This is a genomic window from Citrobacter sp. S46_ASV_140 (assembly GCF_018919545.1).
Lineage (GTDB): Bacteria > Pseudomonadota > Gammaproteobacteria > Enterobacterales > Enterobacteriaceae > Citrobacter > Citrobacter braakii.
In genome coordinates, this window is record NZ_JAHLRC010000127.1 from 1 (window position 1) to 9,646 (window position 9,646).

General features: G+C 50.2%; 20 protein-coding genes. All 20 read left to right on the forward strand.

Annotation, left to right across the window (positions count from 1 at the left end; genetic code table 11):
- The coding region (gene rplP / locus KQJ19_RS20130) for a 50S ribosomal protein L16 (protein WP_216404049.1) at positions 1–346 on the forward strand (346 nt) is incomplete at its 5' end.
- Complete coding sequence (rpmC, locus tag KQJ19_RS20135) at positions 346–537, forward strand: 50S ribosomal protein L29 (RefSeq protein WP_000644742.1); 192 nt, start codon at positions 346–348, stop codon at positions 535–537. The genes rplP and rpmC, both read left to right, overlap by 1 nt.
- The gene (gene rpsQ / locus KQJ19_RS20140; protein ID WP_003031120.1) at positions 537–791 is read left to right on the forward strand and encodes a 30S ribosomal protein S17; all 255 of its coding nucleotides are present in this window, start codon (positions 537–539) and stop codon (positions 789–791) included. The genes rpmC and rpsQ overlap by 1 nt, the downstream gene beginning before the upstream one ends.
- Before the next feature lie 163 nt (positions 792–954).
- Positions 955–1,326, forward strand: coding sequence for a 50S ribosomal protein L14 (gene rplN, locus KQJ19_RS20145; protein ID WP_000613954.1), 372 nt, complete (start codon positions 955–957; stop codon positions 1,324–1,326).
- 10 nt (positions 1,327–1,336) lie between these two features.
- On the forward strand, positions 1,337–1,651 hold the full coding sequence (gene rplX / locus KQJ19_RS20150) for a 50S ribosomal protein L24 (protein ID WP_003031122.1): 315 nt from the start codon (positions 1,337–1,339) through the stop codon (positions 1,649–1,651).
- Positions 1,652–1,665: 14 nt separating this feature from the next.
- Positions 1,666–2,205: a 50S ribosomal protein L5 gene (gene rplE, locus KQJ19_RS20155; protein WP_003031123.1), complete on the forward strand. Its 540-nt coding sequence runs from the start codon at positions 1,666–1,668 to the stop codon at positions 2,203–2,205.
- 14 nt (positions 2,206–2,219) lie between these two features.
- A complete protein-coding gene (gene rpsN, locus KQJ19_RS20160) occupies positions 2,220–2,525 on the forward strand; it encodes a 30S ribosomal protein S14 (protein WP_003031125.1) in 306 nt (101 codons plus the stop codon).
- Between the two features lie 30 nt (positions 2,526–2,555).
- The gene (gene rpsH, locus KQJ19_RS20165; protein WP_003031127.1) at positions 2,556–2,948 is read left to right on the forward strand and encodes a 30S ribosomal protein S8; all 393 of its coding nucleotides are present in this window, start codon (positions 2,556–2,558) and stop codon (positions 2,946–2,948) included.
- 12 nt (positions 2,949–2,960) lie between these two features.
- Complete coding sequence (gene rplF, locus KQJ19_RS20170; protein ID WP_003031129.1) at positions 2,961–3,494, forward strand: 50S ribosomal protein L6; 534 nt, start codon at positions 2,961–2,963, stop codon at positions 3,492–3,494.
- A 9-nt stretch (positions 3,495–3,503) separates the two neighbouring features.
- Complete coding sequence (rplR, locus tag KQJ19_RS20175; RefSeq protein ID WP_000358960.1) at positions 3,504–3,857, forward strand: 50S ribosomal protein L18; 354 nt, start codon at positions 3,504–3,506, stop codon at positions 3,855–3,857.
- Between the two features lie 14 nt (positions 3,858–3,871).
- Positions 3,872–4,375 carry a 30S ribosomal protein S5 gene (rpsE, locus tag KQJ19_RS20180; RefSeq protein WP_003031131.1) on the forward strand — a complete coding sequence of 168 codons (504 nt, stop codon included), beginning with the start codon at positions 3,872–3,874 and terminating at the stop codon, positions 4,373–4,375.
- 3 nt (positions 4,376–4,378) lie between these two features.
- Complete coding sequence (rpmD, locus tag KQJ19_RS20185; RefSeq protein ID WP_001140434.1) at positions 4,379–4,558, forward strand: 50S ribosomal protein L30; 180 nt, start codon at positions 4,379–4,381, stop codon at positions 4,556–4,558.
- A gap of 3 nt (positions 4,559–4,561) precedes the next feature.
- A complete protein-coding gene (rplO, locus tag KQJ19_RS20190) occupies positions 4,562–4,996 on the forward strand; it encodes a 50S ribosomal protein L15 (protein WP_003031132.1) in 435 nt (144 codons plus the stop codon).
- 7 nt (positions 4,997–5,003) lie between these two features.
- Entirely contained in the window at positions 5,004–6,335 is a 1,332-nt protein-coding gene (gene secY / locus KQJ19_RS20195) for a preprotein translocase subunit SecY (protein ID WP_001118864.1), read from the forward strand.
- Between the two features lie 30 nt (positions 6,336–6,365).
- Positions 6,366–6,482: a 50S ribosomal protein L36 gene (gene rpmJ, locus KQJ19_RS20200; RefSeq protein ID WP_000868187.1), complete on the forward strand. Its 117-nt coding sequence runs from the start codon at positions 6,366–6,368 to the stop codon at positions 6,480–6,482.
- A 146-nt stretch (positions 6,483–6,628) separates the two neighbouring features.
- Positions 6,629–6,985 (forward strand): 30S ribosomal protein S13, encoded by a 357-nt coding sequence (gene rpsM / locus KQJ19_RS20205; RefSeq protein WP_003031135.1) that lies wholly within the window; start codon positions 6,629–6,631, stop codon positions 6,983–6,985.
- Between the two features lie 16 nt (positions 6,986–7,001).
- Positions 7,002–7,391: a 30S ribosomal protein S11 gene (gene rpsK, locus KQJ19_RS20210; protein WP_003031137.1), complete on the forward strand. Its 390-nt coding sequence runs from the start codon at positions 7,002–7,004 to the stop codon at positions 7,389–7,391.
- Between the two features lie 33 nt (positions 7,392–7,424).
- Complete coding sequence (gene rpsD / locus KQJ19_RS20215) at positions 7,425–8,045, forward strand: 30S ribosomal protein S4 (RefSeq protein WP_003031138.1); 621 nt, start codon at positions 7,425–7,427, stop codon at positions 8,043–8,045.
- Between the two features lie 25 nt (positions 8,046–8,070).
- Complete coding sequence (gene rpoA, locus KQJ19_RS20220) at positions 8,071–9,060, forward strand: DNA-directed RNA polymerase subunit alpha (protein ID WP_003031139.1); 990 nt, start codon at positions 8,071–8,073, stop codon at positions 9,058–9,060.
- Positions 9,061–9,100: 40 nt separating this feature from the next.
- On the forward strand, positions 9,101–9,484 hold the full coding sequence (gene rplQ / locus KQJ19_RS20225) for a 50S ribosomal protein L17 (protein ID WP_001216370.1): 384 nt from the start codon (positions 9,101–9,103) through the stop codon (positions 9,482–9,484).
- Positions 9,485–9,646: the final 162 nt, after the last annotated feature.

Sequence of the window (9,646 nt, forward strand, 5' to 3'; positions counted from 1 at the left end):
GGGTACGGATGTTAGCTTCGGCAGCTTCGGTCTGAAAGCTGTTGGCCGTGGTCGTCTGACTGCCCGTCAGATCGAAGCAGCACGTCGTGCTATGACCCGTGCAGTTAAGCGTCAAGGTAAGATCTGGATCCGTGTATTCCCGGACAAACCGATCACTGAAAAGCCGCTGGCAGTGCGTATGGGTAAAGGTAAAGGTAACGTGGAGTATTGGGTTGCCTTGATTCAGCCGGGTAAAGTCCTGTATGAAATGGACGGCGTACCGGAAGAGCTGGCCCGTGAAGCATTCAAGCTGGCAGCAGCGAAACTGCCGATTAAAACCACCTTTGTAACTAAGACGGTGATGTAATGAAAGCAAAAGAGCTGCGTGAGAAGAGTGTTGAAGAGCTGAACACCGAGCTGCTGAATCTGCTGCGTGAGCAGTTCAACCTGCGTATGCAGGCTGCAAGTGGCCAGCTGCAACAGTCTCACCTGTTGAAGCAAGTGCGTCGTGATGTCGCACGCGTTAAGACTTTACTGACTGAGAAGGCGGGTGCGTAATGACCGATAAAATCCGTACTCTGCAAGGTCGCGTTGTTAGCGATAAAATGGAGAAATCCATCGTTGTTGCTATCGAACGTTTTGTGAAACACCCGATCTACGGTAAATTCATTAAGCGTACGACCAAACTGCACGTACATGACGAGAACAACGAATGCGGTACTGGTGACGTGGTTGAAATCCGCGAATGCCGTCCGCTGTCCAAGACTAAGTCCTGGACGCTGGTTCGCGTTGTAGAGAAAGCCGTTCTGTAATACAGTAGGCATTCTCAACGAATAAACGGCTCAGCGATGAGCCGTTTATTTTTTCTACCCATATCGTTGAAGCGGTGTTATAATGCCGCGCCCCCGATATGGGGCTTTTTTAACGACCTGATTTTCGGGTCTCAGTAGTAGTTGACATTAGCGGAGCACTAAAATGATCCAAGAACAGACTATGCTGAACGTCGCCGACAACTCCGGTGCACGTCGCGTAATGTGTATCAAGGTTCTGGGTGGCTCGCACCGTCGCTACGCAGGCGTCGGCGATATCATCAAGATCACCATCAAGGAAGCAATTCCGCGTGGTAAGGTCAAAAAAGGTGATGTGCTGAAGGCGGTAGTGGTGCGCACCAAGAAGGGTGTTCGTCGCCCGGACGGTTCTGTCATTCGCTTCGATGGTAATGCATGCGTTATTTTAAACAATAACAGCGAGCAACCTATCGGTACGCGTATTTTTGGGCCGGTAACTCGTGAACTTCGTAACGAGAAGTTCATGAAAATTATCTCTCTGGCACCAGAAGTACTCTAAGGAGCGAATCATGGCAGCGAAGATCCGTCGTGATGACGAAGTTATCGTGTTAACCGGTAAAGATAAAGGTAAACGCGGTAAAGTTAAGAATGTCCTGTCTTCCGGCAAGGTCATTGTTGAAGGTATCAACCTGGTTAAGAAACATCAGAAGCCGGTTCCGGCCCTGAACCAACCAGGCGGCATTGTAGAGAAAGAAGCAGCTATTCAGATCTCTAACCTTGCTATCTTCAACGCGGCAACCGGCAAGGCTGACCGTGTAGGCTTTAGATTCGAAGACGGCAAAAAAGTCCGTTTCTTTAAATCTAACAGCGAAACTATCAAGTAATTTGGAGTAGTACGATGGCGAAACTGCATGATTACTACAAAGACGAAGTAGTCGCTAAACTCATGACTGAGTTTAACTACAATTCTGTCATGCAAGTCCCTCGGGTCGAGAAGATCACCCTGAACATGGGTGTTGGTGAAGCGATCGCTGACAAGAAACTGCTGGATAACGCAGCAGCTGACCTGACAGCAATCTCCGGTCAAAAACCGCTGATCACCAAAGCACGCAAATCAGTTGCAGGCTTCAAAATCCGTCAGGGCTATCCGATCGGCTGTAAAGTAACTCTGCGTGGCGAACGCATGTGGGAGTTCTTTGAGCGCCTGATCACTATTGCTGTTCCACGTATCCGTGACTTCCGTGGCTTGTCCGCTAAGTCTTTCGACGGTCGTGGTAACTACAGCATGGGTGTCCGTGAGCAGATCATCTTCCCAGAAATCGACTACGATAAAGTCGACCGCGTGCGTGGTTTGGATATTACCATTACCACTACTGCGAAATCTGATGAAGAAGGCCGTGCTCTGCTGGCTGCCTTTGACTTCCCGTTCCGCAAGTAAGGTAGGGTTACTGAATGGCTAAGCAATCAATGAAAGCACGCGAAGTAAAGCGCGTAGCTTTAGCTGATAAGTACTTCGCAAAACGCGCTGAACTGAAAGCTATTATCTCTGATGTGAACGCGACCGACGAAGATCGTTGGAACGCAGTTCTCAAGCTGCAGTCTCTGCCGCGTGATTCCAGCCCGTCCCGTCAGCGTAACCGCTGCCGTCAAACAGGTCGTCCGCATGGCTATGTGGGCAAGTTCGGGTTGAGCCGTATCAAACTGCGTGAAGCCGCTATGCGCGGTGAAGTACCAGGCTTGAAAAAGGCTAGCTGGTAATTACCAATTGAATCACGGGAGTAAAGACAGATGAGCATGCAAGATCCGATCGCGGATATGCTGACCCGTATCCGTAACGGTCAGGCCGCGAATAAAGCTGCGGTCACCATGCCTTCCTCCAAGCTGAAAGTGGCAATTGCCAACGTGCTGAAGGAAGAAGGTTTTATTGAAGATTTTAAAGTTGAAGGCGACACCAAGCCGGAACTGGAACTTACTCTTAAGTATTTCCAGGGTAAAGCTGTTGTAGAAAGCATTCAGCGTGTCAGTCGCCCAGGTCTGCGCATTTATAAGCGTAAAGACGAGCTGCCGAAAGTTATGGCTGGCATGGGTATCGCAGTTGTTTCTACCTCTAAAGGTGTTATGACTGATCGTGCAGCGCGCCAGGCTGGTCTTGGTGGCGAAATTATCTGCTACGTAGCCTAATCGGAGGAAAAAATGTCTCGTGTTGCTAAAGCACCGGTCGTTATTCCTGCCGGCGTTGATGTGAAAATCAACGGTCAGGTTATTACGATCAAAGGTAAAAACGGCGAGCTGACTCGTACTCTCAACGATGCTGTTGCAGTAAATCATGCAGATAATGCACTGACCTTCGGTCCGCGTGATGGTTACGCAGATGGATGGGCTCAGGCTGGTACCGCGCGTGCCCTGCTGAATGCAATGGTTGTCGGTGTTACCGAAGGCTTCACTAAGAAGCTACAGCTGGTTGGTGTAGGTTATCGTGCAGCGGTTAAAGGGAATGTAGTAAACCTGGCTTTAGGTTTCTCTCACCCTGTTGACCATCAGCTGCCTGCGGGTATTACTGCAGAATGTCCGTCTCAGACTGAAATCGTGCTGAAAGGCGCTGATAAACAGCTGATCGGTCAGGTTGCAGCAGATCTGCGCGCCTACCGTCGTCCTGAGCCTTATAAAGGCAAGGGTGTTCGTTACGCCGACGAAGTCGTGCGTACCAAAGAGGCTAAGAAGAAGTAAGGTAACACTATGGATAAGAAATCTGCTCGTATCCGTCGTGCGACCCGCGCACGCCGCAAGCTCCAGGAGCTGGGCGCAACTCGCCTGGTGGTACATCGTACCCCGCGTCATATTTACGCACAGGTAATTGCACCGAACGGTTCTGAAGTTCTGGTAGCTGCTTCTACTGTAGAAAAAGCTATCGCTGAACAATTGAAGTACACCGGTAACAAAGACGCTGCTGCAGCTGTAGGTAAAGCTGTTGCTGAACGCGCTCTGGAAAAAGGCATCAAAGATGTTTCTTTTGACCGTTCCGGGTTCCAATATCATGGTCGTGTCCAGGCACTGGCAGATGCTGCCCGTGAAGCTGGCCTTCAGTTCTAAGGTAGAGGTGTAAGATGGCTCACATCGAAAAACAAGCTGGCGAACTGCAGGAAAAGCTGATCGCGGTTAACCGCGTATCTAAAACCGTTAAAGGTGGTCGTATTTTCTCCTTCACAGCTCTGACTGTAGTTGGTGATGGTAACGGTCGCGTTGGTTTTGGTTACGGTAAAGCGCGTGAAGTTCCAGCAGCGATCCAGAAAGCGATGGAAAAAGCCCGTCGCAATATGATTAACGTCGCGCTGAACCACGGCACCCTGCAGCACCCGGTTAAGGGTACTCACACGGGTTCTCGTGTATTCATGCAGCCGGCTTCCGAAGGTACCGGTATCATCGCCGGTGGTGCAATGCGCGCCGTTCTGGAAGTCGCTGGAGTTCGTAACGTTCTGGCTAAAGCGTATGGTTCTACTAACCCGATTAACGTGGTTCGTGCAACTATCGATGGCCTGGAAAATATGAAATCTCCGGAAATGGTCGCTGCCAAGCGTGGTAAATCCGTTGAAGAAATTCTGGGGAAATAAACCATGGCAAAGACTATTAAAATTACTCAAACCCGCAGTGCAATCGGTCGTCTGCCGAAACATAAGGCAACGCTGCTTGGCCTGGGTCTGCGTCGTATTGGTCACACCGTAGAGCGCGAGGATACTCCTGCTGTTCGTGGTATGGTCAACGCGGTTTCCTTCATGGTTAAAGTTGAGGAGTAAGAGATGCGTTTAAATACTCTGTCTCCGGCCGAAGGCTCTAAAAAAGCGGCTCGCCGCCTGGGTCGTGGTATCGGTTCTGGCCTCGGTAAAACCGGTGGTCGTGGTCACAAAGGTCAGAAGTCTCGTTCTGGCGGTGGCGTACGTCGCGGTTTCGAGGGTGGTCAGATGCCTCTGTACCGTCGTCTGCCGAAATTCGGCTTCACTTCACGTAAAGCAGCGATTACAGCCGAAGTTCGTCTGTCTGACCTGGCTAAAGTTGAAGGCGGTGTTGTAGACCTGAACACGCTGAAAGCAGCTAACATTATCGGTATCCAGATCGAGTTCGCGAAAGTGATTCTGGCTGGTGAAGTCACTACTCCGGTAACTGTTCGTGGCCTGCGTGTTACTAAAGGCGCTCGTGCTGCTATCGAAGCTGCTGGCGGTAAAATCGAGGAATAAGTAGCAGATGGCTAAACAACCGGGATTAGATTTTCAAAGTGCCAAAGGTGGCTTAGGCGAGCTGAAACGCAGACTGCTGTTTGTAATCGGCGCGCTGATTGTGTTCCGTATTGGCTCTTTCATTCCGATCCCTGGTATTGATGCCGCTGTACTTGCCAAACTGCTTGAGCAACAGCGAGGCACCATCATTGAAATGTTTAACATGTTCTCTGGTGGTGCCCTCAGCCGTGCTTCTATCTTTGCTCTGGGGATCATGCCGTATATTTCGGCGTCGATTATTATCCAGCTGCTGACGGTGGTTCATCCAACGCTGGCAGAAATTAAGAAAGAAGGGGAGTCTGGTCGTCGTAAGATCAGCCAGTACACCCGCTACGGTACTCTGGTGCTGGCAATATTCCAGTCGATCGGTATTGCTACCGGTCTGCCGAATATGCCTGGTATGCAGGGCCTGGTAATGAATCCAGGCTTTGCATTCTATTTCACCGCTGTTGTAAGTCTGGTTACAGGGACGATGTTCCTGATGTGGTTGGGCGAACAGATTACTGAACGTGGTATCGGCAACGGTATCTCAATCATTATCTTCGCCGGTATTGTCGCGGGACTGCCGCCAGCCATTGCCCATACTATCGAGCAAGCGCGTCAAGGCGACCTGCACTTCCTCGTGTTGCTGTTGGTTGCAGTATTAGTATTTGCAGTGACGTTCTTTGTTGTATTTGTTGAGCGTGGTCAACGCCGCATTGTGGTAAACTACGCGAAACGTCAGCAAGGTCGTCGTGTCTATGCTGCACAGAGCACACATTTACCGCTGAAAGTGAATATGGCGGGGGTAATCCCGGCAATCTTCGCTTCCAGTATTATTCTGTTCCCAGCGACCATCGCGTCATGGTTCGGGGGCGGGACTGGTTGGAACTGGCTGACAACAATTTCGCTGTATTTGCAGCCTGGGCAACCGCTTTATGTGTTACTCTATGCGTCTGCAATCATATTCTTCTGTTTCTTCTACACGGCGTTGGTTTTCAACCCGCGTGAAACAGCAGATAACCTGAAGAAGTCCGGTGCATTTGTACCAGGAATTCGTCCGGGAGAGCAAACGGCGAAGTATATCGATAAAGTAATGACCCGCCTGACTCTGGTTGGTGCGCTCTACATTACCTTTATCTGCCTGATCCCGGAGTTCATGCGTGATGCAATGAAAGTACCGTTCTACTTCGGTGGGACCTCACTGCTTATCGTTGTTGTCGTGATTATGGACTTTATGGCTCAAGTGCAAACTCTGATGATGTCAAGTCAGTACGAGTCTGCATTGAAGAAGGCGAATCTGAAAGGCTACGGCCGTTAACAGTCGCCCGAGAAGTTACGGAGAGTAAAAATGAAAGTTCGTGCTTCCGTCAAGAAATTATGCCGTAACTGCAAAATCGTTAAGCGTGATGGTGTCATCCGTGTGATTTGCAGTGCCGAGCCGAAGCATAAACAGCGCCAAGGCTGATTTATTCGCATATTTTTCTTGCAAAGTTGGGTTGAGCTGGCTAGATTAGCCAGCCAATCTTTTGTATGTCTGTGCGTTTCCATTTGAGTATCCTGAAAACGGGCTTTTCAGCATGGTGCGTACATATTAAATAGTAGGAGTGCATAGTGGCCCGTATAGCAGGCATTAACATTCCTGATCAGAAACATGCTGTGATCGCATTAACTTCGATCTACGGCGTCGGCAAGACCCGTTCTAAAGCCATTCTGGCTGCCGCGGGTATCGCTGAAGATGTTAAGATCAGTGAGCTGTCTGAAGAACAAATCGACACGCTGCGTGACGAAGTTGCCAAATTTGTCGTTGAAGGTGATCTGCGCCGTGAAGTTAGCATGAGCATCAAGCGCCTTATGGACCTTGGTTGCTATCGCGGTTTGCGTCATCGTCGTGGTCTCCCGGTTCGCGGTCAGCGTACCAAGACCAACGCACGTACCCGTAAGGGTCCGCGCAAACCGATCAAGAAATAATCGGGGTGATTGAATAATGGCAAAGGCACCAATTCGTGCACGTAAACGTGTAAGAAAACAAGTCTCTGACGGCGTGGCTCATATCCATGCTTCTTTTAACAACACCATCGTTACCATTACTGATCGTCAGGGTAACGCACTGGGTTGGGCAACAGCCGGTGGTTCCGGTTTCCGTGGTTCTCGCAAATCCACTCCGTTTGCAGCTCAGGTTGCAGCAGAGCGTTGCGCTGAAGCCGTAAAAGAATACGGTATCAAGAATCTGGAAGTTATGGTCAAAGGACCGGGTCCAGGTCGCGAATCTACTGTTCGTGCTCTGAACGCCGCTGGTTTCCGCATCACTAATATTACTGATGTGACTCCGATCCCTCATAACGGTTGTCGTCCGCCGAAAAAACGTCGCGTATAACGCTGTCGTTTCTAGGATTGTTGGAGAAAGAAAATGGCAAGATATTTGGGTCCTAAGCTCAAGCTGAGCCGTCGTGAGGGCACTGACTTATTCCTTAAGTCTGGCGTTCGCGCGATCGATACCAAGTGTAAAATTGAACAAGCTCCTGGCCAGCACGGTGCGCGTAAACCGCGTCTGTCTGACTATGGTGTGCAGTTGCGTGAAAAGCAAAAAGTTCGCCGTATCTACGGTGTGCTGGAGCGTCAGTTCCGTAACTACTACAAAGAAGCAGCACGTCTGAAAGGCAACACCGGTGAAAACCTGTTGGGTCTGCTGGAAGGTCGTCTGGACAACGTTGTATACCGTATGGGCTTCGGTGCCACTCGTGCAGAAGCACGTCAGCTGGTCAGCCATAAAGCAATTATGGTAAACGGTCGTGTTGTTAACATCGCTTCTTATCAGGTTAGTCCGAATGACGTTGTTAGCATTCGTGAGAAAGCGAAGAAGCAGTCTCGCGTGAAAGCCGCTCTGGAGCTGGCTGAGCAGCGTGAAAAGCCAACCTGGCTGGAAGTTGATGCTGGCAAGATGGAAGGTACGTTCAAGCGTAAGCCGGAGCGTTCTGATCTGTCTGCGGACATTAACGAACACCTGATCGTCGAGCTTTACTCCAAGTAAAGCTTAGTACCAAAGAGAGGACACAATGCAGGGTTCTGTGACAGAGTTTCTAAAACCGCGCCTGGTAGATATCGAGCAAGTGAGTTCGACGCACGCCAAGGTGACCCTTGAGCCTTTAGAGCGTGGCTTTGGCCATACTTTGGGTAACGCACTGCGCCGTATTCTGCTCTCATCGATGCCGGGTTGCGCGGTGACCGAGGTTGAGATTGATGGTGTACTACATGAGTACAGCACCAAAGAAGGCGTTCAGGAAGATATCCTGGAAATCCTGCTCAACCTGAAAGGGCTGGCGGTGAGAGTTCAGGGTAAAGATGACGTTATTCTTACCTTGAATAAATCTGGCATTGGCCCTGTGACTGCAGCCGACATTACCCATGATGGTGATGTCGAAATCGTCAAGCCACAGCACGTGATCTGCCACCTGACCGATGAGAATGCATCTATTAGCATGCGTATCAAAGTTCAGCGCGGTCGTGGTTATGTGCCGGCTTCTACCCGAATTCATTCGGAAGAAGATGAGCGCCCAATCGGCCGTCTGCTGGTCGACGCATGCTACAGCCCTGTAGAGCGTATTGCCTACAATGTTGAAGCAGCGCGTGTAGAACAGCGTACCGACCTGGACAAGCTGGTCATCGAAATGGAAACCAATGGCACAATCGATCCTGAAGAGGCGATTCGTCGTGCGGCAACCATTCTGGCTGAACAACTTGAAGCTTTCGTTGACTTACGTGATGTACGTCAGCCGGAAGTTAAAGAAGAGAAACCAGAATTCGATCCGATCCTGCTGCGCCCTGTTGACGATCTGGAATTGACTGTCCGCTCTGCTAACTGCCTCAAAGCAGAAGCTATCCACTATATCGGTGATCTGGTACAGCGTACTGAGGTTGAGCTTCTTAAGACGCCTAACCTTGGTAAAAAATCTCTTACTGAGATTAAAGACGTGCTGGCTTCCCGTGGACTGTCTCTGGGCATGCGCCTGGAAAACTGGCCACCGGCAAGCATCGCTGACGAGTAACCGGATCACAGGTTAAGGTTTTACTGAGAAGGATAAGGTCATGCGCCATCGTAAGAGTGGTCGTCAACTGAACCGCAACAGCAGCCATCGCCAGGCTATGTTCCGCAATATGGCAGGTTCACTGGTTCGTCATGAAATCATCAAGACGACTCTGCCGAAAGCGAAAGAGCTGCGTCGCGTAGTTGAGCCGCTGATTACTCTTGCCAAGACTGATAGCGTAGCTAATCGTCGTCTGGCATTCGCCCGCACTCGTGATAACGAGATCGTGGCAAAACTGTTTAACGAACTGGGCCCGCGTTTCGCGAGCCGCGCCGGTGGTTACACTCGCATTCTGAAGTGTGGCTTCCGTGCAGGCGACAACGCGCCGATGGCATACATCGAGCTGGTTGATCGTTCAGAGAAAACAGAAGCTGCTGCAGAGTAATCTGTAGTAACGTAAAAAAACCCGCCTCGGCGGGTTTTTTTATATCCGTCATATCCCCACTTACCTACAATATCTGTACTCTTTTTGTTCATCACTGGAGTGTTGTATGTGGTTACTGGACCAGTGGGCAGAGCGCCATATTACTGATGCGCAGTCTAAAGG

What these genes read in the sequence shown, in the direction of transcription:
- rpmC (WP_000644742.1), top strand. Translation starts at nt 346, where the DNA reads ATGAAAGCAAAAGAGCTGCGTGAGAAGAGTGTTGAAGAGCTGAACACC.
- rpsQ (WP_003031120.1), top strand. Translation starts at nt 537, where the DNA reads ATGACCGATAAAATCCGTACTCTGCAAGGTCGCGTTGTTAGCGATAAA.
- rplN (WP_000613954.1), top strand. Translation starts at nt 955, where the DNA reads ATGATCCAAGAACAGACTATGCTGAACGTCGCCGACAACTCCGGTGCA.
- rplX (WP_003031122.1), top strand. Translation starts at nt 1,337, where the DNA reads ATGGCAGCGAAGATCCGTCGTGATGACGAAGTTATCGTGTTAACCGGT.
- rplE (WP_003031123.1), top strand. Translation starts at nt 1,666, where the DNA reads ATGGCGAAACTGCATGATTACTACAAAGACGAAGTAGTCGCTAAACTC.
- rpsN (WP_003031125.1), top strand. Translation starts at nt 2,220, where the DNA reads ATGGCTAAGCAATCAATGAAAGCACGCGAAGTAAAGCGCGTAGCTTTA.
- rpsH (WP_003031127.1), top strand. Translation starts at nt 2,556, where the DNA reads ATGAGCATGCAAGATCCGATCGCGGATATGCTGACCCGTATCCGTAAC.
- rplF (WP_003031129.1), top strand. Translation starts at nt 2,961, where the DNA reads ATGTCTCGTGTTGCTAAAGCACCGGTCGTTATTCCTGCCGGCGTTGAT.
- rplR (WP_000358960.1), top strand. Translation starts at nt 3,504, where the DNA reads ATGGATAAGAAATCTGCTCGTATCCGTCGTGCGACCCGCGCACGCCGC.
- rpsE (WP_003031131.1), top strand. Translation starts at nt 3,872, where the DNA reads ATGGCTCACATCGAAAAACAAGCTGGCGAACTGCAGGAAAAGCTGATC.
- rpmD (WP_001140434.1), top strand. Translation starts at nt 4,379, where the DNA reads ATGGCAAAGACTATTAAAATTACTCAAACCCGCAGTGCAATCGGTCGT.
- rplO (WP_003031132.1), top strand. Translation starts at nt 4,562, where the DNA reads ATGCGTTTAAATACTCTGTCTCCGGCCGAAGGCTCTAAAAAAGCGGCT.
- secY (WP_001118864.1), top strand. Translation starts at nt 5,004, where the DNA reads ATGGCTAAACAACCGGGATTAGATTTTCAAAGTGCCAAAGGTGGCTTA.
- rpmJ (WP_000868187.1), top strand. Translation starts at nt 6,366, where the DNA reads ATGAAAGTTCGTGCTTCCGTCAAGAAATTATGCCGTAACTGCAAAATC.
- rpsK (WP_003031137.1), top strand. Translation starts at nt 7,002, where the DNA reads ATGGCAAAGGCACCAATTCGTGCACGTAAACGTGTAAGAAAACAAGTC.
- rpsD (WP_003031138.1), top strand. Translation starts at nt 7,425, where the DNA reads ATGGCAAGATATTTGGGTCCTAAGCTCAAGCTGAGCCGTCGTGAGGGC.
- rpoA (WP_003031139.1), top strand. Translation starts at nt 8,071, where the DNA reads ATGCAGGGTTCTGTGACAGAGTTTCTAAAACCGCGCCTGGTAGATATC.
- rplQ (WP_001216370.1), top strand. Translation starts at nt 9,101, where the DNA reads ATGCGCCATCGTAAGAGTGGTCGTCAACTGAACCGCAACAGCAGCCAT.